The sequence below is a fragment of the Streptomyces sp. NPDC002935 genome (assembly GCF_040611295.1).
GTDB lineage: Bacteria > Actinomycetota > Actinomycetes > Streptomycetales > Streptomycetaceae > Streptomyces.
Genome location: NZ_JBEXNW010000006.1, coordinates 146442 through 165729 on the forward strand (window position 1 = coordinate 146442; position 19288 = coordinate 165729).

Genomic DNA, 19288 nt, shown 5'->3' on the forward strand with positions numbered 1-19288 from the left:
CGTCCACCCCACCACCATTGACGACTAGGGACACCCATGAGCATCCAGACGACCGAGACGGCGGACCGGGTCCACGTCAACAACACCCGGGTCGAGCTGTTCGACGACATCGGCCCCATCGACTGGGAGGACCTGCCCAAGGTCGCCGTCCTCACCCAGCGCCTCATCCGTGAGTTCGCAAAGGACAAGGCGCTGTTCAAGCGCCTTCTTCTCGCGGTGGAGCACGACCCGTACCTCTGGGCCAAGTGCGAGGAGGACGTGGTCGAGGACAAGATCGTCCTGTGGGACGACGTGGAGAAGGGGCTGCGCATCAGGCTCCGGATGTCCACGGACCACCAGCAGCAGCTGGCCCACAACCACCGTTTCTCCTTCACCAACCTGGTGCTGCGCGGCACCTACCTGCACCGCAACTACGTGGCGCGCAACGGGTTCGACGAGAACACCCTGCCCGACGACGTGCAGCCCGTGCTGCTGCACCAGGACCGGGCCGGCGAGTGCTTCACCATCCACCACAACGCCCTGCACTCCACCCCGTTCACCGAACTGGGCACCATATCCCTGGTGCTGCGGGGCAACCCGGTCAAGGACCGGGCGCCCGTCATGTTCAAGGAGACCCGTGGCCGCGAGGAGGCGCTGCGGCTGCACCAGGAGCGCGCCGACGGCGACCTCTCCGAGGTCGAGCCGGAGGCCGCCGGGGTCGGCACCATGTTCTGGCGCGTCGGCGAGGACCGCGAGTCCGCCGAGCGGCGCGCCGAGCGGCAGATGACCAAGGAGAAGTACCACTACTGGTGCAAGCGGCTGGAAGAGCTGGGGATCGTCTAGATGACCCTCCATCAGCTTCCGTCGGGACCGGGTCCGTTGCGCTACGGGCTGATCGGGCCCGGCACGCACGCGCAGGAGAATCTGCTGCCCGCCCTGTCGGTGCTGGAGGGCGCCCGGCTGACCGCGGTGGCGGCCCGCAGGCCCGAGGCCGCCGCCGCCGCCGCGCAGCGCTGGGGCGCACAGGTCTGGACCGACGACTGGACCGAGCTCCTGAACGGAGCGGTCGACGCCCTCGTCGTCGCGGGCTCGCCCGAACTGAACGCCGAGGTGGTGGAGTCGGCGCTCGCGCGGGGCGTCAGTGTCTTCGTCGAGAAGCCGCCGGCACCCGGCACGGCCACGCTGGAGAAGCTGGTCGAGGCCGAGCGCACGGCGCCCGACGGCACGGTGGCCTTCGTCGGCTTCAACTTCCCCTACGGGCAGTCCTACCGGAAGCTGCGCGAAACCCTGCGCGCCCACGGCGAACCGAGGACCTTCGACCTGCGCATGGTGTCGGCCAAGCCGACCACCCCGGCGTGGGGGAGCGCGACGGTCCTCGAGAGCCTGCTCCAGGGGCTCGGCACACACGCCGTCGACATGGCCCTGCGCGCGTTCGGCGTCCCGGACCGGGTCACGGCCCGCCGTGCCCTCGTGGGCGGACCGCGTTACGCCGTGCACATCCTCCTGGAGTACGCCGACGGCCGCCTGGCGACCTTGCTGGTCGGCAACTACTCCAACCGCCTCGAAGTCCGCTGCGAGCTGGTCACGGACCAGGGCGTCACCGGAGTCCTCGACCAGCTGAACTCTCTTGTCCTGAGCCGTCCGTCGAGCGCGCCCGGCGCGGGGGCGCTCGACGGCAAGGAGAGCGTGGTCTACGACTGGCCCAGCAGGCGCGGGGGGTACGGCCGCACCGGCTACTCCACCGAGCTGGAGTCCTTCCACCACTCGGTCACGACCGGCACGCCCGGCACCTCACCCCTCTCGGCGTGCCTCGATGTCTACCACGTGCTCGACGAGGTGCTCCGCCAGACCGGTACGGAGGGCGGGTCATGAGCCTGCAAGGACCCGAATCCCCGGGGCCGGTCGGGCCCGCGGACCTCGTCAACCCGGCGTCTCCCGACCTCACCGGGCGCACCGCGCTCGTGACCGGCGGCGGCAGTGGCATCGGCCTGGCCGTGGCGCGCACCCTCGCCGGGCTCGGGGCCCGGGTCGCGGTCAACCGGCTGCCGGGCGCCGGCGCCGGGGGCGGCGCCGAGGAACTCCCCGCGGGCTGCTTCTTTGTCGAGGCCGACGTGCGCGACCGGGGACAGGTCGCCGCCATGTTCGCCGAGGCCCGCCATCAGCTGGGCCGGCTCGACATCCTCGTCAACAACGCCGGGGTCTTCCCCCGGGCGAAGGTCCTCGAACTCGACGAGGAGGCCTGGGACCTGGTCCTCGACACCAACCTCAAGGGCGCCTTCCTCTGCGCCCAGGAGGCCGCCGAGCTCATGATCCCCCAGGGGTCCGGGCGGATCGTCAACGTGGCGTCCAGCGCGGCCTTCACCGGCTCGCCGAAGGGCGCCCACTACGCGGCGAGCAAGGGCGGTCTGGTGGCCCTCGGCAAGTCCCTCGCGCGAGCCTTCGCCGAGTACGGGATCACGGTCAACACCGTGGCGCCCGGGGTGACCCGCACCGGCCAACCCGGCCTGGACGACGAGGGGTTCGCCGCCAAGGGCAAGGAGATCCCGCTCGGCCGGGTCGCCTCCCCCCAGGACGTGGCGTACGCGGTGGCCTATCTGGTGGGTGACGCGGGAAGCTACCTCACCGGGCAGACCATCGGCGTCAACGGGGGCGCGGTGATGGTGCCTTGAGCGCGGACACGCCCGTCCACGACGAACTCGCCGAGAGTCTCGGAGCCCCGCTCGACCGCGTACGCGCCAAGGTCTCGCCCGTCCTGCACGCGTGGCTGCGCGAGTTCATCGCCCTCTCCCCGTACGTGGTCATGGCCAGTGCGGACGGGAAGGGGCACTGCGACGCCTCGCCGCGCGGCGGTGTTCCCGGATTCGTACGCATCCTGGACGAGCGGACGCTGTTCGTGCCGGAGGAGTCCGGCAACCGACTGCTCCAGACCTTGCACAACCTGCGCGAGAACCCGGGCATCGGGCTGCTCTTCCTGATCCCCGGCATGCGCGAGACCGCCAGGGTCAACGGGCGTGCGGAGCCGCTGGGCCCGGAGGACCCGCGGTGGGAAGGGCTGCCGCTGGGAGAGGACGAGCGGGCCCGCTACCGGTGGGGCACCCTCGTGCACGTCTCGGAGGCGTACTACCACTGCGGCCGGGCGAGCAAGTTCAGCAACCTGTGGAACACCGCGGACATCGAGCGCAACCTCGCGAACCCGCCGCTGCCGAAACGGCCTCCCGGTACGCCGGCCCGCTGAGGCGCTCGTCGACGACGGCGTGTTCACGGCAGAACGCATTTCAGACGCAGCCAGGACTCAAGAGAAGGGGGCGGGAGACGCATGTGCGGCACGGTCGGTCTGTTCATGGGTTGCACGGCGGTGAGCCTGTGCCCCAAGCAGGCCCTCATGGCCGGGCGGGACGAGACCGCCGGACCCGGGACCGGTCCCGAGCGGACCGAGGGGCCGGCCGGACCCCTGGCTCCGGACGATCCGTACGTGAGCCCTTTCCGCAACTGGTACGAGCGCTCCACCGTGCGGGCCGGCAAGCGTCGTGAGCTGACCCCGCTCGAACCCGAACAGCACTTCTTCGCTCCGGAGCTGGTCCCGCTCGCCTCACACCCCCTCGTCCAGGGGCTGCGCGAGGACCGCCCGGAGCTGTACCAGGAGGTGCTGGTGCGGCACCTGTACCGGTACCTCGACTTCACCGCCAAGCTGGAACACCTGGTGGTCAACCGCACGGTGCTCGGCATCGCGCACGGCACGATCGGGATAGAACTCCCCGACGCCATGCGGCTGGACGCGTTCAAGATCTACTGCGACGAGGCGTACCACGCGCTGTTCTCGGCGGACCTCGCCGGCCAGGTGCGGGAGACGACCGGTGTGCGCTGCGAGCTGCCTCCGGTCCCGTACTTCATGGCGCGCCTGGAGCGTTTCCTGGAGGAGAGCCCGCAGGACCTGCGGGCTCTCACCGAGATCCTCTTCGTCATCGTCTCCGAGACGCTCATCTCGGCCCAGCTGTCGGAGATGTCGAACGACCCGTCGGTCGTCCCGGCGGTCCGCGAGACCGTCCGCGACCACGCCCTCGACGAGGGCAAGCACCACGCCTACTTCGCCGTTTTCCTGCGTCACCTGTGGGGGCAGCTGCCGCCCACGACCCGCAGGAGGGCCGCACTCCAGGTGCCACGGCTGATCCGTATCTTCATCGACCCGGACGTCGATTCCATGGAGCGCGAGATCACGGGATACGGAATCTCGCGGGACGGCGCCAAACAGATCGTCGGTGAACTGTTCCCCGACACGGCGGTGGACGGCTACGCCCGCAGCGTGGCCCAGCAGACGGTGCGGCACTTCGCCTCGGTCGGCGCCCTGAACGACGCCCAGGTACGCGAGGAATTCGCGGCGTACGGACTGATCTGATGAATGGAATGCTGATGGCACAGACAATCACGGCCGCGGACGGACCCCGGCTGATCGGCCAATTGAAGGAACAGGGACTTCTACCGGATTCCTATCGGTGTGTGTACGCGGCGGGCTCGCTCGTACGTGGCTGGGGAAACGCCACGAGTGACCTGGATCTGTATGTCGTGACGGACGATCCCTTCGTATGGGAAAGCGAAGGCGATTTTCACCCGGTGTCCCTGGAACCGGACCGTGTCGGCGTCGCCGTGCCGCAGTTCGGCGCGCTGCGCGGGGATGTCGAGTACTGGTCGGCCGGGCAGTTCGACCAGCTGATGGCGAAGATCTCCTGGGAGGAGTACCGCAGCGGCCGGGACACGGGCGCCACGGTGAGCCAGATCGAGCGCGACTGCCTGGTCAAGCTCCAGCACGCGGTCGCGCTCGACGGCGCCGACTGGCTGGCGGAGCGCCGCCGGCAACTCGCCGACTCCGCGTTCGGCAAGACGATCGCGGCCCGCAGTCTCGACCTCGCCGACACCTTCGCCGAGGACGCGCTCGGCCAGCTCGGCTCGGGCGACCCGGAGAGCGCGCTGCTCACCGCCAAGCTCGCCTTCGGATACGCGGCCGACGCGCTGCTCGCACACCACGGTGAGTACGGCACCACCGCGAAGTGGCGGTCCAAGAAGTACCGGGTCGCAGCACCGACCGTGCTCCCCTTCGAGCGTTACTGGGAGATCGAGACCATGCGCACATACGACCCCGAGGACCCGGGCCGCTGGATCGAGGACGTGATCGGCTGCGTCCGGCGCGTATCCATGGAGGTGGAGGTCTGATGAGCGAGGCACACACCGTGACGTCCGCGGCCGGCGTGCCGCGTCACAACCTCGAAGTGCGCATCCGCTCCAGCCAGGGCGCGATCCTGCTGGCCCGCTACGACCAGGCCTACGAACTGCCGGAGGTGGCGGCCTTCATCTGGCGCCGCATCGACGGGACCGCACCGGTCACGGACATCGCCGGGGCGGTCTCCGAGCGGTACGGGATCGACGGCCCGACCGCGCTCTCGGACACCGTCGACATGCTCGCATGGCTGGTCGAGGAGAAGCTCGTATTCATGTGACACGCATGGCGTACATGGCGCGCCTGACGCGAATTTCCGGGTATTTCATTTAGCCGACCGAGCCGCACATAGAGCCGTTTGCGATATTCGCAAACGGCTTGGCGGCGTTTCCCTTTTCCGATTTGAAAGACGCCGAAAATAAATCCGAGAACGGACTTGCGAGGGCGGGAAAGATCCTCATAAGCTCATCCACAGCTCGCCGGTCCGGAAGATCCGGGCAGGCGGTAACTATTGAAGGAGTATTCACATGAAGCAGTACACGAAGCCCGAGGTCAAGAAGATCGACTTCAACCGCGTCATGATGAACAACCGCTAATCACGCGGTAAGGGCGCCTCTCGCGGACATCTCCGCCGGAGGCGCCCTTCCTCTTGGTGCACCAGTTGTTCGGTGCACCCGCAGAAGATTCGCTGGAAAGGAATGGGTGGGGAGAATGTGCGGACTCGGCGGTTTGGCGAGGATCGACGGACACGACCTCGGCGTCGAGGCCGACGCCGTCCTGGCGACCATGGCCCGCACACTGGCGCACCGCGGTCCCGACGAGGAGGAGCTGCTGCGCGACGGTCCCGTGGGACTCGCCTTCACCCGGCTCTCCCTGGTCGCCCCGGAGAACGGCGGCCAGCCCCTGCACAGCCCCGACGGTTCCGTCGTCCTCATCGCCAACGGCGAGGTCTACAACCACAAGGAGCTCGAGGCCACCCTGCCGGCCGGCACCCCCTTCAGGACCCGGTCGGACTGCGAGGTGCTCGTCCACCTGTACCAGCAGAAGGGCCTGGACTTCCTCGACGACGTCCGCGGCATGTTCGGCCTCGTGCTGTGGGACCGGCGGCGCAATGTCCTGGTCATGGCCCGCGACCACTTCGGCGTGAAGCCGCTCTACTACACGCGGGACCGGGGACGCGTGGCCTTCGCCTCCGAGATCAAGGCGCTCTTCGCCGACCCGTCCTCCCCGCGCCGGATCGCCTGGGACAAGGCGCTGGTGAACCCGACCGTCACCTCGGCGCCCTCGCTCGACCTGGCCGCGCCCACCACGTACTTCGAGGGCATCGAGTCCGTACCGGCCGCCACGATCCTGGAGATCGACCTGCGCGACGGCGCCACCAAGCGCCACCAGTACTGGCAACTTCCCTCCTTCGACGGTGAGTCGACGCTCAGCGACCGCGAGATCATCGGACAGTTCCGCGAGATCCTCGCCGACTCCGTACGGGCCTGCGCCACCGCCGACGCCTCCATCGGCCTCTTCCTCAGCGGCGGCGTCGACTCCGCGGCGGTCGCGGCACTCGCCGCCGGCACCACCTCGCTGGAGACCTTCTCCGTCCTCAGCGGCTCGACCGTCGTCAACGGGGACGCCCGGCACGCCCGGATCGTCGCGGACAAACTCGGTGTCCCCAACCACCAGATCCGCTTCGACGCCTCGTACGTGCCCGGCGCGGACGAGTGGAAGCGACTGCTGTGGCTCACCGAGATGCCGACCTGCAGCCCGGAGCAGTACTACAAGCACGAACTGCACCGGTACGTGCGCGCCGAGCACCCGGAGATCAAGGGCATGCTGCTCGGCGCCGCGGCCGACGAGTTCTGCGGCGGATACTCGGTGACCAGCTCCGGCGGCGGAGGCTGGGACGTCTTCGAGTACGCGCTCACCGAGATGGCGCGGCGCGGCCGGCTGGAGGAGCACCGGCCCAAGCTCGCGGCCTGGTGGGAGGGCGCCGAGGGCGGGCTGCTCAGCGACGCGGCCCTCGACCACGGTCGTACGCTGCTCGGCCGTGACCCGTACGGCGCGTTCGTCGCCGCGAAGATGCGTGACGTCGAGCAGTTCAACTGCTGGCACGAGGACCGCACCGCGGCGGGCAGCGGCACCGAGGCGCGCGTCCCGTTCCTGGACCGCCGGCTGATCGAGCTGGTCGCCTCCATCCCGGCCGCCCGCCGCGAACGCCTCCTGTGGGACAAGGCCATCGTCCGCGAGGCCGTCGCCGACCTGCTGCCGCCCGAAGTGGTGCACCGCCCCAAGGTGCCCTTCTTCTACGGCCAGGGCGTCCAGCACACCCACCGCCCGTTCATCGCCATGCTCACCCAGGACAACGCCGCACTGGTGGAGGAGGCCCTCTCCACCGAACACGGCCGCACGCTCCTGGACGCCGACCGCGTCAGGGGCCTGCTGGCCCGCCTGGAGCACGCACCGCTCGCCGGGCACGTCGAGCGACTGCTGCCGCTGCTCAACCTGTGCCTGCTCGACCGAATGGTCGCCGACGTCCCCCCGCCGCTCGCGGAGACCGCGCACCTGCTGCCCCCGGTCCGACCCGAGCACCCCTTCGGCGACTTCGACGCGGAGGTGGCGGAGATCGAGGCTCTGGTGTTCGCGCCGCCGCGTTGGGACGGGAAGAGCGTGCCCGCCCTCGCCGACAACGCGACGCTGCTCCAGGACCGCTCCGGCACCTGGTATCTCGCGGTCGACGGAGCCCTCGAATACGTCCTGGAGGAAGACAGCGACTGGCTGAAGCTGCTGCTGGCGCTGGACGGCGAGCGCTCGCTCGACGACGCGGCCGCCACGACAGGGGTGCGGCCCGAATCGGTGAGCGCGTTCCTCGACGACTCCCTCGACCTCGGCCTCCTCGAACTGCCCGGGACCCCGGCGTCATCCCCCACCGACTGAGACGAGGCGACCATGACCGACCACGACCTGGCCATCGAGGCCGCCGGCCTGTGCCGCTCCTACCACACGCGCACCGGCTGGCTGCGGCCCCAACGCAAGACGATCCAAGCCGTCCGCGGTGTCTCCTTCACCGTCGGCCGCGGCGAGCTGTTCGGACTGCTGGGCCCCAATGGAGCCGGCAAGACCACCACGATCAAGATGCTCAACACCCTGCTGCTGCCCACCGAGGGCAGCGCGCGGGTGCTGGGCCACGACGTCGCGACCGATCCGGTCGAGGTGCGCCGTCGCATCGGGTACGTCTTCGGTGGCGACCGGGGCCTGTACGAGCGGCTCTCTGCCCTCGACAACCTGCGCTACTTCGCCGAGTTGTACGGAGTCGAGGCGCGCGAGCAACTCCCGCGCATCCACGAACTGCTGGAGACCGTCGGCCTCAAGGGACGGGAGAGCGAGCGGGTCGAGGGCTACTCGCGCGGCATGCGGCAGAAGCTGCACATCGCGCGTGGCCTGCTGCACCGCCCCGAGGTTCTCTTCCTCGACGAGCCGACCATCGGCGTCGACCCGGTCGCCGCCCGCGAACTGCGCCAGATGGTCGCCGACCTGGTCGCGGCCGGCACCACGGTCCTGCTGACCACCCACTACATGGCCGAGGCCGACCAGTTGTGCGACCGCATCGCGGTCATCGCCTCCGGCACCCTGCGCGCGGAAGGCACCCCCAGCGAACTCAAGGACCGGGTACGCAAACTCGACGTCCTGGAGGTGGAGGTCCACGAGGCCGCGGGCGACGACCAGCTCCGGACGCTGCGTGCGACCCCCGGAGTCGAACAGGTCACCGTGGAGACCCGTGGACCGGTCGACACCGTCACCGTGCACGCCCAGCCCTCCGCCGGCAACCACGGAGCCGTGATGGCGGCGCTCGCGGGGCTGCGCACCGGAAAGGTCACCAGCCGCGAACCCACCCTCGAAGACGCCTATGTCTCCATCATCGGTGCCTCGGGCGCTACGGGGGAGCAGTGATGAACGGGCTCTCCCTGCAACGATTCTGGCGGCTGATGGCCGTCGGTCTGCGCACGCACGTCCTGCATCTGTCGCGCTCCGGCGTGGAGTTGGTGATGGCGGTTTTCACCCCCCTCGTCTTCGCCACCCTGGCCGTCTACCTCTTCCGCGCCGGGGACAGCCCGGACCGGCTGCTGCAGGCGTCGGTCGGTGCGGGCCTGATGGGTGTCTGGTCCGCCGTGCTCTTCGGCTCCGGCGGCGCCATCCAGGAGCAGCGCTGGATGGGAACGCTGGAGACACTGGTGTCGGCGCCGACCCGGCTCTCCCTGATCCTGATCCCCATCACCTTCGCGACCGCCCTGGTCGGCGTCTACTCGATGGTCGCCACCATCCTGTGGGGGGTCCTGCTGTTCGGTGTGCCCTTCACCCCGGCCGCGCCTGCGCTGTTCGTGCCCGCGCTGCTGGTCTGCGTGGTGGCCCTCGGCATGATGGGTCTGCTGATGGCGGCCACCTTCGTGCTGCTCCGCAACGCCAATGCCCTCGCCAACGCACTGGACTCGCCGGTCTGGATGCTCTCCGGGATGCTCGTCTCCACCGCGACCCTGCCGGCCTGGACGCACCCCATCACCTGGGCGCTGCCCACCAGTTGGGGCGCACGTGCGGTCCAGGCGGCCACGTCCGGCGGGCCCGTCCTGTGGCCGTCGGCCGTCGCCCTCGGGCTCGGCGTGCTCTATGTGGTCCTGGCCCTGGTCGCCCTCGTCTGGGTGGAGCGCCGCGCCCGCGGCGCCGGCACCCTCGCCCTCACCTGAGCGCCCGGAACGGAGACAAGTGATGAATTCAGTGACCCGCGCCCTGCGCCTGACGTTCCGCGGCGGAGGCATCTCCTACCGCGCCCTGTTCAACTGGACCACACCGCCGATGTTCATCGGCACGCTGCTCGTCAGCCCGCTGTTCCAGATCTTCTTCTTCGTCCACGTCGGGCGCAGCCTCGGCGTCGCCGACGACCGGTTCTACCTGCTCGGCAACGCGGTGCTCGCCACGAGCGTGCCGTGCGTGTACGGAGCGATCATGGCGGTCGCGAACGAGCGCCGCTACGGGACGCTGGGAGCGGTGCTGCTCAGTCCCCGCTCCCGGGGACTGATCTGGGGCGGCCGGGTGCTGCCGTACATCCTCAATGGCTGTGCGGTGATGGCTTTCATGATGCTGGCGGGCTCGCTCGCCCTCGGGCTCGACCTGCCGCCGCGCGTCCTGTTCGGCCTGGTCCAGGTGTTCGTGGTCGCCGCCACGTCCTGTGCGCTGTTCGGCCTCATGCTGGGCGCGCTCGCGGTCCGCATCCGTGATGTGTTCGTCATCTCGAACGCGGCCTTCACCCTGCTGATCCTGTTCAGCGGCGCCAACCTGCCGCGGGACGCCATGCCCGGCTGGATGAGCACGGCGGGCAGCCTGCTGCCGCTCTCCCACTCCATCGAGGCGCTGCGCGCACTGTTCGCGGGCGCCCCGCTTGCCGAGGTGTGGTCGAGCCTCGGACAGGAGCTGCTCGTCGCACTCGGCTACGGGCTGCTGGCCCTCGGGCTGCTGCGCTTCTTCGAGCGCCGCAGCAGGGCGGACGCGGCACTCGACGTCATGTGAGCCGACCAAGCCACTCGCGCATCCGGACCTCTCCATGAGCAGTCCGCGTGACGAACCTTCGTGAAAATGCTTCCCGAGAAAGAGAGGGACCGCGCCGTGCTGTCCATCACCAAGGAGTTCCACTTCTCGGCCAGCCACCAGCTGGCCAACCTCCCGCCGGACCACCCGTGCGGCCGGCTGCACGGCCACAACTACATCGTGGTCCTCGAACTCTCCGCCGCTCCGGAGCAGTTGACCGAGCCCGGCTTCGTGCGGGACTACGGCGAGCTGGCCGTCTTCAAGAAGTGGATCGACGACACGATCGACCACCGGCACCTCAACGACGTCCTGGGCGACGAGAACCCGTCGGCCGAGCACATCGCCATGTGGATCCATCGCTCCTGGGTGGCGGACTTCCCCGAGCTGACCGCCGTACGGGTCTCGGAGACGCCGAAGACTTGGGCGACGTACCGGCCGGGTGCCCTCGAAACCGTCTGACGGACAGCAACTTGTAGGCGACAACGCCCGGTTGGGCAAGAGGGGGTGGTGTCAATGGCGGTTCCGAAGCTCGTGGTCAACGAGATATTCGGACCCACCTAGCGCCGTACAGGGCGAAGGGCCTTCCACCGGAAGGCTGTGTGCGTTCCTGCGGCTCGGGGGTTGCAATCTGACGTGTCGCTGGTGCGACACGCCGTACACCTGGGACTGGAAAGGCGAGTCGGACACCGGCATCGCGTACCGCGCCGCCGATGAGCTGCACGCACTCGGCGTCGACGAGGTGACCGAGCGGCTGCTCGGCTTCGGCGTCGAACTGATCGTGATTTCCGGCGGTGAGCCGCTCAGCCAGCAGGACCGGGTGCTGCCCGTGGTCCGCGCGCTGGGCCGGCACGGTGTGGCCGTGGAGTTCGAGACCAACGGCACCGTGATGCCCACGGACGCGCTGGTGGAGACCGGAGTCCGGTTCAACGTGTCGCCGAAACTCGCGCACTCCGGGGTGGCGGAGGACCGGCGCATCGTCCCGGACGTGCTGCGCAGGTTCTCCGAACTGCCCACCGCGGCCTTCAAGTTCGTCTGCGCCGACGGCTCCGACCTCGCCGAGGTCGACGCACTCGTCGGTGAACTCGGCCTCAAGAACGTCTGGATCATGCCCCGGGGACAGTCCCCCGAAGAGATCGAGCACGGTATGCGCACGTTGGCTGACGACGTGATCGCACGCAAATGGAATCTGTCGGGACGGCTGCACGTCAACGTGTGGGGAAGCAAGCGGGGTATCTGATGACCAGCAGCATCGAAGTACTGACCGACGACCTGGCTCTGCCGGACGACACGGCGGGCCGGGACCCGCTGGAGGCGATCGCGCGGCGGCTGCTCGTGGAGATAGGCGAGGACCCCGACCGTGAGGGTCTTCAGGACACCCCGGCCCGCTATGCGCGCTGGTGGCGCGAGTTCACCCAGTACGACCCGGGCTCCGTCGACACCGTCTTCGGGACCACCGCGAGCGGCAGCCTGGTCGCCGTGTCCGGCATCAGCGTCTGGTCGCTCTGCGAGCACCATCTGCTGCCGTTCTCGTGCCGGATCACCATCGGCTATCTGCCGCAGGACAAGATGCTGGGCCTGAGCAAGTTCGCCCGCATCGCCCACCAGCACGCCCACAAGTTGCAGTCGCAGGAGCAGCTGTCGCAGCAGATCGCGGACGACGTCGAGAAGCTCACCGGCTCGCCCGACGTGGCCGTGATCGGCCGCGGCGAGCACCTGTGCATGGCCATGCGCGGCATTCGTACGCCCGCCACCATGACGACCGCCGTGTGGCGCGGCGCGCTCGCGGAGGCGCCGATGCGGGCCGAACTGCTCGCACTGACCGCTGCCGACCGCGACTGAGGGGGAGGGAGACACTCATGCGGATCACCGAACCGGCCCGTACCGGACTGAGCTTCGACGACGTCCTGTTCGTGCCCCGGCGCACCTCGCTGACCAGCCGCCGGCAGGCCGACACCAGCTCCGAACTGGTGCCGGGCGTACGGCTGCGGGTGCCGATCATCTCAGCCAACACCCAGTGGTGCACCGGCGACCGGATGGCCGCCGCGATGGCACTCCAGGGCGGCCTCGGCATCCTGCACCGGATGCAGACCGTCGAGCAGCAGATCAAGCAACTCGACGCGGTCAAGTCCGTGGAGCTCTCCACCAAGCAGGCCGAGAAGGCCACGGTCGCCGCGGACGGGCGCCTGCTCGTCGGCGGCGCCGTCGGTGTCACGGGCGACTGGCGGGAGCGCGCCGCCGAACTCGTCGCGCACGGCGTGGACATCCTCCTCGTCGACGTCGCCCACGGACACAGCGATCAAGTCATCGCCGTGGTCGAGGAGTTGCGGGCCTCATATCCGGAGATCCCGCTGATCGCGGGCAACGTGGCCACGCCGGCGGGCGTACGCGACCTGGCGGCGGCGGGGGCCCAGTCGGTGAAGGTCGGCATCGGCCCCGGCGGCGTCTGCACCACCCGCCTCGTGGCGGGGACCGGAGTGCCCCAGCTCACGGCTGTCCTGGACTGCGCGGCCGCGGCCGAGACGGCCGGCGTGACGATCATCGCCGACGGCGGCATCCGCCAGTCCGGCGACATCGCCAAGTCCCTCGCCGCGGGCGCCCACGCGGTGATGCTCGGCTCGGCGCTCGCGGGCGCCGACGAGAGCGAGGCCACCCCGGTGGAACGGGACGGCCGCCACTATCGCGTCAGCAACGGATTCGTGTCCCTCGGCATGGAACTGACCCTGCGCAAGGCCGCCGGCGGCAAGGTCACCCAGGAGGAGGTCGACGACTACGTCCCCGAGGGCGTCGAGGCGACCTTCCCCGCCTCCGGGCCGCTCGCCCGCACCCTGCGGGCACTCACCGGCGGCGTGCAGTCGGCGATGAGCTACTCCGGGGCGCGTGACCTGGACGCCTTCCGCGCGACCGCCGAGTTCATCCGGGTGACCAGCGCGGGACGGGCGGAGAACGTGCCGCACGCCCGCGAGCGTTCGGTGCAGATCGACACGGACCACATCGCGAAGGCGGTACGAGGATGAGTCAGGCAGCGCTCACGGAGCAGCCGGGTGTGGCGGGCGAGCAGCCCGGGATGTGGTCCCGGCAGGGCGCCTACCTGCTGGACTGGGCGGGTTTCGGGCAGCTCACCGACGACATCGCCGACGAGGTGCGTGCCGAGGGCTTCGTTCCGGACGCCGTCCTGGCGGTGGCGCGTGGCGGGCTCACCGCCGCCGGGTACCTGACCTGTGCGTTGGACGTGCAGGTCATGCACACCGTGCGGGTGCGCAGGACCGCCGACGACAGCCGGTACGCGGCCAAGCAGCGGCCCGTCATCGAGGCCTCCGCGGGCCTGGCGCTGAAGCCGGGAGACAAGATCCTGGTGGTCGACGACATCGTCGGCACCGGGGCGACCGCCGACGTGGTGCTCGCGTTCCTGGCCGAGCAGGGGATCGCCGGGGACGACGTGCGGTTCGCCGCGGTGGTGCGCAACCATCTCAGCGCCTATGTACCGGACTTCTGCCCAGCAGTCATCGACGACTGGATCGTCTTCCCCTGGGAGACGACGCGTGAGTCCCTCGACAAATGCCGGCCCTTTCCCCGTGAGCCGAGGGTGCGCACATGACCGCGTCCAGGCCCGGATTCGAGGGCAGTGGGCTGAGCCCGGCGGCTTCCGCCGCCGGGCTCGGCCTGCCCGCCTGCTACGACGCGGTCGACCTCTACACGTACGACCGCCGGATCAGCAGCCGCGTCGAGGCGGCACGCACCCTCGCCGACATCGAGAAGGCGCACGGTGCCCGGCCCACGGTGGTGTTCACCGACATCGCCGAGCGGCCGGGAAGCAGCGTGCTGTGCCACCCCTACCCCCGGGCCGTACTGCTGGCGGCGCTCGCCACGACGGAGGAGAAGCACCTGGACGAGATGGCGCGGCGGCTCGCGTCGCCCGCCCCGGCCCCGTCGCCCGCCGGCGCGGGACCGGTCCTCCGTCAGCAACTTCCCGGCCTGCTCGACGACTTGCCGATCCTCCAGCATCGTCCGGGCGACGCGGGACCGTACATCACGGCGGGTGTCGGGGTGACGTCACGGCCGGACGGCAGCGGCGTCAACATGGGCTTCTACCGGATCCAGGTGGTCGGCCCCGGCGAGGCGCGCATCTTCCTGGACCCGCGCACCGACGGTCACCGCAACATGCTCGCCTGGCACGAGACGGGCCGCCCCATGCCCGTCTCGATCTTCCTGGGCGCCGATCCGGCGATCACCGTGGTCGCCGCCTCCCGGCTGCCCGCCGAGGGAGACGACTACGCGATCGCCTCCCGACTCCTCGGACGCCCGCTCGGCGTCGGCGGGACCCCGCCCGTGCCGGACGACGCCACCCACGTCGTCTCCGGCCACGTGGAGGCGCGGGACGAAGTCGAGGGCCCGTTCGGCGAGTTCAAGGGCTACTACGCCGAGGCGCGGCGCAGCAATGTGCTCACGGTGACCTCGGTCGAGGCTACGCCCGGCGCGCCCTGGCCGACGATCGTGGCGGGCGGCGAGTCGGGCCTGACCCTGATGAGCTTCCAGAACGAGTACCTGATGTACGCGCACCTGCGCGGCCTCGGGTACCCGATCAGGTCCGTACGCTATTCGATCAAGGCGCGGGGCGAGTTCGTCGCGTACATCGAGACGGACCAGCCGAGCCAGGAGCTCGTGCGAGAGGCGATGGTGTTCGACGTACGCTCCAAGGTGATCATCGCCGGCCCGGACCTCGCCAACCCCGGCCAGGCCCTGGCCACATACGGCTTCACCACGCAGGCCGAGCCGTACTACCGCAAGGGCAAGGTCGAGGGCGAACGCATCGGGCTCGCCCTGGTGATCCCGCCGGACGGCTGGCCGACCGAGTACTGAACGAGGACCGCACACCCCATGGAACGATTCGCACGCGCACTGCCCGCCGCCCTGCTGGTCATCCCCGGCCCCGGCGGGACCGTGACGTTCATCCGCCAGCTCAAGGGCCCGTACGCTGACAACTGGCTGCTGCCGGGCGGCGGCATCGAGCCCGGCGAGGCCGCCGCGGCAGCCGCCCTGCGGGAGGCTCGCGAGGAGACCGGGATAGCCGTACGGTCTTGCTCGCTGTTCGCCGTATACGAGTTCACCGGCAAGTGGGAGCAGGGCGGCTACCACCTGCTGATGTTCGCGTTCCTCGCGGACAGCGCCTACGAGATGCCCGAGGGCTTCTCGGGCGACAACGTCGGCGAGATCCGCCAGGCCCGTGTCGAGGACATTCCCATGCACTCGACGGACCTGCGGATCCTCACCGACGCCGGGCTCGCCGCCTACGACGACGAGACCGTCGAGCGGGCGCTGGCGGCGGACGGCATCACGATGCACGCGCACCGGGTGTCCTCCACCACCCGCTTCATCGCGCCGTGAGCGCTTGGCAGGTGCTCTCCCGGCAGCCGATGGTCAGCCGGGCCGCACGCAGCCCTCGGGTCAACGCGGCCCGGGGGCTCGCGCCGTTCACGAGCGCGAGCAGGAAGGCCGAGGCCAGCGCGTCGCCGGCCCCGGTGTCGTCCGTGCAGGGCCCGGCCTCGGCGGGCAGCGTCACGGCCGTCGGCCGTTCCGCCGAGGCCACCGCGGCGCCGTCCGCCCCGGCGGTCACCACGACCACCCGCGGCCCCCGCAGGAGAAGCCGCTCGGCCTGTTCGGCGGGCTCGCCCGGCCGGCCGGTGAGGGGCGCGGCCTCCTTCGCGTTGAGCACGAGTACGTCGTACAGCCCGAGCAACTGGGCACGCGGCCCGAAGTCGGCCTGGCGCGTGGGCATGCAGCACATCGGTATCGCGTTCCGCCGGGCCTCTCGCGACACCCAGGCGAGCACGTCCTCGTCGAGGCCGCCCTCGGCCACCACCGCCTTCGCCCGGCCGATGACGGCGCCCAGGTCGGGCCCGCACAATGCCTTGGCGGCCGCGGGGTCCGGGAGCTCGATCGTCGACGTGATCTGGCGGCCCCGCTCGTCGAGCAGCACGTCGAAGCGCCCTATGCCGGCTGCGGTGCGCAGGACTTCGAGGTGCACGCCGAGCCCACTCAGCTCAGCCTCCAGATCGACGGCGTCCTGCCCGAACCCGGACAGGCCCGCGAACGCGGTACGGCCGCCGAGCCGGGCGGTGTTGACCGCGACATTGCGTCCTACGCCGCCGTGCTGGCGCTGCACGCCCCAGACCGGCAGTGCCGCCGCGAACGTCCCCGCCGCGAAGTACTTGCGGTCCATGACGAGCGACCCGAGTACCACCACGTCGCACGCGGCCCCAACGGGATCGCCGACGTCGTAGCCGAATTGCGTGCTCACAGGACAGACCTCCGACAGTTTCAGGATGGGGTAGGGCTTCATGGCAGCGGAGAACGAAGTCGCGTTCGGCGACGGAGAAATCGATCCGGTCCCAGAGGGACACCGGCCAGAACGCGGGGATGAACGCGGGGATGAACGCGGGGAAGTGAGCTTCGAAAGGCGCGAGGCACGCGCGTTCTGGTGGAAGTTCGCTCTCATTTACCTGGCGGGCGTCACCGCCGCCACCAGCATGGGAAAGATATCACCGGTATCTGTCGCGCTCCGTGCGGATCTTCATCTTTCTCTCGCCCAAGTAGCCTTGATCGCCTCGCTGGTGACCTTTGTCGCGGCCGTTCTCGGAGTGTTCGTCAGTTACCTGATCCGGCCGCTCGACCCGCGCCGGATGCTGATCGCCGGGCTCGTCCTGATGGGGCTCGCGGGGCTCTTCTGCGCCCGTACCGAAACGTTCGCCGCCATGCTGGGCGGGCGCCTCGTGGAGAGCGTCGGATATGTGGTCGTGGTGATCGTCGCGCCAGTGCTGCTGTTCGCCCTCGGCGACGGCCGCAGACTGACCGGGGCGCTGGCGATCTGGGGCACCTTCATGCCGGTGGGGCTCGCGCTCGGATCGTTCGCGGGCGGGCTGCTCTCGAGCCGGCTGGACTGGCAGAGTTGGCTCATGCTCACCGCGGCCGGAACGCTGCTCGTCGCCGTGGCGATGACCCGGCTGCCGCGCGCACGGGGCGAGTCGACGGCCGGGAAGCCGGACGGCGGGGAGGCCTCCGGGACACCGGCGGCCGTCAGGCCCGGTGCCCGGATCGCACGGCTGGCCAGGCCCGCCGCGCTGGGCGCGGGATTCGCCACGATCAGCGGGTCGATCGTCACCGTCGTCACCCTCTACCCTGCCTATCTGCACGAGGAGTTCGGGCTTGCCGCCGGGGCGGCCGGCACGCTCACCGGAACGGTCTCTCTGGTCGGGGTGGCGGGCGGTTTCCTCGCGAGCTGGCTGCTGGTCAGGGGGGTCGGCGTCAAGTACCTGTTCCTGGTCGCCCTGTTGATGCCGGCCGGAGCCCTCACCGCCTTCGCGGGGGCGGGCGGGCTCGGGGTCTCGGTGGGCAGCGCCCTGGTGATCGCGCTCGCCAACGAGCTGGTGGTGGCCTGTGTGTTCGCCGCGATTCCCCTGACCGTACGGGCCGGTTCGGATCTGGGGGCCGCCAATGGCCTGGTCGCCCAGTTCGGCAGCATCGGCGCGCTCGCGGCGCCGCCGCTGGTAGGGCTCGCGGTGACGGCGGCCGACGGCTGGTGGGCCGTCGGGCCTTGTCTGCTCGCGGGATGCGTGGGAGGGCTCGTGCTGTTGCAGCTGGGGGTGCGGGAGAAGGCGTACCCGAAGGACAGCGAAATCGAGAACGGCCAGGACGGCCAGAACGGCCGGAACAGCCAGGAAGAACAGAAGGAGAAGTCGGCGTGACCGTCAAATATGTGGTGTTCGACTGGGCGGGCACGCTCACCCCTTGGCACACCGTGGATCTGCCGGGCATCTGGCGGGCGGCCGCCGAAGCCATCGACGGGGTCGCCGCAGACGAGGCGGCGGGTGTCGCGGACCGGTTGTTCGCCGCGGAACGGGAGCTGATGGCCCGCTGCCGCGAAACGCAGAGCTCGGCCACTCTCGACGAGGTCTTCGAACGGGCCGGGGTGACGCCCGGGCCGCGGGCTCTCGCCGCCTACCGGCAGGCATGGGAAGCGCACACGCTGCTCGACCCGGACGGCTCGGAGATGCTGGTGGGGCTGCGTGAGCGTGGTTACGGGATCGGCGTGCTCTCCAACACCCTGTGGCCGGCCGAGTGGCACGAGGAGATCTTCGACCGGGACGGGGTGCTGGGACTTCTCGACGCGGCCGTCTACTCCAGTGAGGTCGCCTGGACCAAGCCGCATCCGGAGATCTTCGCGGCCGTCGTCGAGCAGCTCGGCGCGGACTCGCCGGCCGAGTGCGTGTTCGTCGGCGACCGGCTCTTCGAGGACGTGTACGGGGCCAGGGAGGCCGGGATGCGTACGATCCTGGTGCCGCACAGCTCCATTCCGTCCGAGGAACTGGGTGCTCGGGGCGGCGAGCCGGACGCGGTCGTGGCGACGCTCAAGGACATTCCGGCCGTGGTGGACGAATGGAACGGCAGAGCACGGACATCCTGACCAATGGTCAATAGAAGTTGTACCGAGCGTGATTCCCAGCGCACTGGGGGTAAAGTAACTCGAGTTGCACGGCC

The 19288-nt window shown here is 70.0% G+C and carries 21 protein-coding genes; 20 read left to right on the plus strand and 1 reads right to left on the minus strand.

Annotated features, from left to right (window positions below; genetic code table 11):
- Positions 1-36 precede the first annotated feature (36 nt).
- From ABZX90_RS10125 to ABZX90_RS10210, 18 genes are all read left to right on the plus strand, one after another.
- Positions 37-822, plus strand: a complete 786-nt coding sequence (locus ABZX90_RS10125) for a hypothetical protein (protein ID WP_355203170.1) — start codon at positions 37-39, stop codon at positions 820-822.
- A complete protein-coding gene (locus ABZX90_RS10130; RefSeq protein WP_355203173.1) occupies positions 823-1851 on the plus strand; it encodes a Gfo/Idh/MocA family oxidoreductase in 1029 nt (342 codons plus the stop codon). It begins immediately after the preceding gene.
- Positions 1848-2648, plus strand: a complete 801-nt coding sequence (locus ABZX90_RS10135; protein WP_355203176.1) for an SDR family NAD(P)-dependent oxidoreductase — start codon at positions 1848-1850, stop codon at positions 2646-2648. Before ABZX90_RS10130 ends, ABZX90_RS10135 begins: the two co-directional genes overlap by 4 nt.
- Positions 2645-3214, plus strand: a complete 570-nt coding sequence (locus ABZX90_RS10140; protein WP_355203179.1) for a pyridoxamine 5'-phosphate oxidase family protein — start codon at positions 2645-2647, stop codon at positions 3212-3214. Before ABZX90_RS10135 ends, ABZX90_RS10140 begins: the two co-directional genes overlap by 4 nt.
- 81 nt (positions 3215-3295) lie before the next feature.
- A complete protein-coding gene (locus ABZX90_RS10145) occupies positions 3296-4372 on the plus strand; it encodes a diiron oxygenase (RefSeq protein ID WP_351132547.1) in 1077 nt (358 codons plus the stop codon).
- A 14-nt stretch (positions 4373-4386) separates the two neighbouring features.
- Complete coding sequence (locus ABZX90_RS10150) at positions 4387-5184, plus strand: hypothetical protein (protein WP_351132549.1); 798 nt, start codon at positions 4387-4389, stop codon at positions 5182-5184.
- Entirely contained in the window at positions 5184-5468 is a 285-nt protein-coding gene (locus ABZX90_RS10155; protein ID WP_351132551.1) for a PqqD family protein, read from the plus strand. Before ABZX90_RS10150 ends, ABZX90_RS10155 begins: the two co-directional genes overlap by 1 nt.
- A gap of 431 nt (positions 5469-5899) precedes the next feature.
- Positions 5900-8116 (plus strand): asparagine synthase (glutamine-hydrolyzing), encoded by a 2217-nt coding sequence (gene asnB / locus ABZX90_RS10160; protein WP_351132553.1) that lies wholly within the window; start codon positions 5900-5902, stop codon positions 8114-8116.
- A gap of 12 nt (positions 8117-8128) precedes the next feature.
- A complete protein-coding gene (locus ABZX90_RS10165) occupies positions 8129-9130 on the plus strand; it encodes an ABC transporter ATP-binding protein (RefSeq protein ID WP_351132555.1) in 1002 nt (333 codons plus the stop codon).
- On the plus strand, positions 9130-9918 hold the full coding sequence (locus tag ABZX90_RS10170) for an ABC transporter permease (protein ID WP_351132557.1): 789 nt from the start codon (positions 9130-9132) through the stop codon (positions 9916-9918). Before ABZX90_RS10165 ends, ABZX90_RS10170 begins: the two co-directional genes overlap by 1 nt.
- 22 nt (positions 9919-9940) lie before the next feature.
- Positions 9941-10738: an ABC transporter permease gene (locus ABZX90_RS10175; RefSeq protein WP_355203185.1), complete on the plus strand. Its 798-nt coding sequence runs from the start codon at positions 9941-9943 to the stop codon at positions 10736-10738.
- A 96-nt stretch (positions 10739-10834) separates the two neighbouring features.
- Complete coding sequence (locus ABZX90_RS10180; RefSeq protein ID WP_351132597.1) at positions 10835-11215, plus strand: 6-carboxytetrahydropterin synthase; 381 nt, start codon at positions 10835-10837, stop codon at positions 11213-11215.
- Complete coding sequence (locus tag ABZX90_RS10185) at positions 11196-11993, plus strand: 7-carboxy-7-deazaguanine synthase QueE (protein ID WP_351132561.1); 798 nt, start codon at positions 11196-11198, stop codon at positions 11991-11993. Before ABZX90_RS10180 ends, ABZX90_RS10185 begins: the two co-directional genes overlap by 20 nt.
- Positions 11993-12595 (plus strand): GTP cyclohydrolase I FolE, encoded by a 603-nt coding sequence (gene folE, locus ABZX90_RS10190; protein WP_351132562.1) that lies wholly within the window; start codon positions 11993-11995, stop codon positions 12593-12595. The genes ABZX90_RS10185 and folE overlap by 1 nt, the downstream gene beginning before the upstream one ends.
- 17 nt (positions 12596-12612) lie before the next feature.
- A complete protein-coding gene (locus ABZX90_RS10195; RefSeq protein WP_351132564.1) occupies positions 12613-13770 on the plus strand; it encodes an IMP dehydrogenase in 1158 nt (385 codons plus the stop codon).
- Positions 13767-14351 carry a phosphoribosyltransferase family protein gene (locus tag ABZX90_RS10200; protein ID WP_351132566.1) on the plus strand — a complete coding sequence of 195 codons (585 nt, stop codon included), beginning with the start codon at positions 13767-13769 and terminating at the stop codon, positions 14349-14351. The genes ABZX90_RS10195 and ABZX90_RS10200 overlap by 4 nt, the downstream gene beginning before the upstream one ends.
- Positions 14348-15613 (plus strand): UbiD family decarboxylase, encoded by a 1266-nt coding sequence (locus ABZX90_RS10205; protein WP_355203190.1) that lies wholly within the window; start codon positions 14348-14350, stop codon positions 15611-15613. Before ABZX90_RS10200 ends, ABZX90_RS10205 begins: the two co-directional genes overlap by 4 nt.
- 18 nt (positions 15614-15631) lie before the next feature.
- Positions 15632-16138, plus strand: a complete 507-nt coding sequence (locus ABZX90_RS10210) for an NUDIX domain-containing protein (protein WP_355203193.1) — start codon at positions 15632-15634, stop codon at positions 16136-16138.
- On the opposite strand, the gene ABZX90_RS10215 is transcribed toward ABZX90_RS10210, so the two are convergent.
- Complete coding sequence (locus ABZX90_RS10215; protein ID WP_355203196.1) at positions 16125-17051, minus strand: carbohydrate kinase family protein; 927 nt, start codon at positions 17049-17051, stop codon at positions 16125-16127. The two genes, ABZX90_RS10210 and ABZX90_RS10215, sit on opposite strands and share 14 nt — an antisense overlap.
- A 145-nt stretch (positions 17052-17196) precedes the next feature.
- On the opposite strand from ABZX90_RS10215, the gene ABZX90_RS10220 reads away from it, so the two are divergent.
- Together ABZX90_RS10220 and ABZX90_RS10225 are read left to right on the plus strand one after the other, a co-directional pair.
- Entirely contained in the window at positions 17197-18495 is a 1299-nt protein-coding gene (locus ABZX90_RS10220) for an MFS transporter (RefSeq protein WP_351132574.1), read from the plus strand.
- Positions 18492-19214 (plus strand): HAD family hydrolase, encoded by a 723-nt coding sequence (locus ABZX90_RS10225; protein ID WP_351132576.1) that lies wholly within the window; start codon positions 18492-18494, stop codon positions 19212-19214. Before ABZX90_RS10220 ends, ABZX90_RS10225 begins: the two co-directional genes overlap by 4 nt.
- Positions 19215-19288: the final 74 nt, after the last annotated feature.

What these genes read in the sequence shown, in the direction of transcription:
- ABZX90_RS10125 (WP_355203170.1), top strand. Translation starts at nt 37, where the DNA reads ATGAGCATCCAGACGACCGAGACGGCGGACCGGGTCCACGTCAACAAC.
- ABZX90_RS10130 (WP_355203173.1), top strand. Translation starts at nt 823, where the DNA reads ATGACCCTCCATCAGCTTCCGTCGGGACCGGGTCCGTTGCGCTACGGG.
- ABZX90_RS10135 (WP_355203176.1), top strand. Translation starts at nt 1,848, where the DNA reads ATGAGCCTGCAAGGACCCGAATCCCCGGGGCCGGTCGGGCCCGCGGAC.
- ABZX90_RS10145 (WP_351132547.1), top strand. Translation starts at nt 3,296, where the DNA reads ATGTGCGGCACGGTCGGTCTGTTCATGGGTTGCACGGCGGTGAGCCTG.
- ABZX90_RS10150 (WP_351132549.1), top strand. Translation starts at nt 4,387, where the DNA reads ATGGCACAGACAATCACGGCCGCGGACGGACCCCGGCTGATCGGCCAA.
- ABZX90_RS10155 (WP_351132551.1), top strand. Translation starts at nt 5,184, where the DNA reads ATGAGCGAGGCACACACCGTGACGTCCGCGGCCGGCGTGCCGCGTCAC.
- asnB (WP_351132553.1), top strand. Translation starts at nt 5,900, where the DNA reads ATGTGCGGACTCGGCGGTTTGGCGAGGATCGACGGACACGACCTCGGC.
- ABZX90_RS10165 (WP_351132555.1), top strand. Translation starts at nt 8,129, where the DNA reads ATGACCGACCACGACCTGGCCATCGAGGCCGCCGGCCTGTGCCGCTCC.
- ABZX90_RS10170 (WP_351132557.1), top strand. Translation starts at nt 9,130, where the DNA reads ATGAACGGGCTCTCCCTGCAACGATTCTGGCGGCTGATGGCCGTCGGT.
- ABZX90_RS10175 (WP_355203185.1), top strand. Translation starts at nt 9,941, where the DNA reads ATGAATTCAGTGACCCGCGCCCTGCGCCTGACGTTCCGCGGCGGAGGC.
- folE (WP_351132562.1), top strand. Translation starts at nt 11,993, where the DNA reads ATGACCAGCAGCATCGAAGTACTGACCGACGACCTGGCTCTGCCGGAC.
- ABZX90_RS10195 (WP_351132564.1), top strand. Translation starts at nt 12,613, where the DNA reads ATGCGGATCACCGAACCGGCCCGTACCGGACTGAGCTTCGACGACGTC.
- ABZX90_RS10200 (WP_351132566.1), top strand. Translation starts at nt 13,767, where the DNA reads ATGAGTCAGGCAGCGCTCACGGAGCAGCCGGGTGTGGCGGGCGAGCAG.
- ABZX90_RS10205 (WP_355203190.1), top strand. Translation starts at nt 14,348, where the DNA reads ATGACCGCGTCCAGGCCCGGATTCGAGGGCAGTGGGCTGAGCCCGGCG.
- ABZX90_RS10210 (WP_355203193.1), top strand. Translation starts at nt 15,632, where the DNA reads ATGGAACGATTCGCACGCGCACTGCCCGCCGCCCTGCTGGTCATCCCC.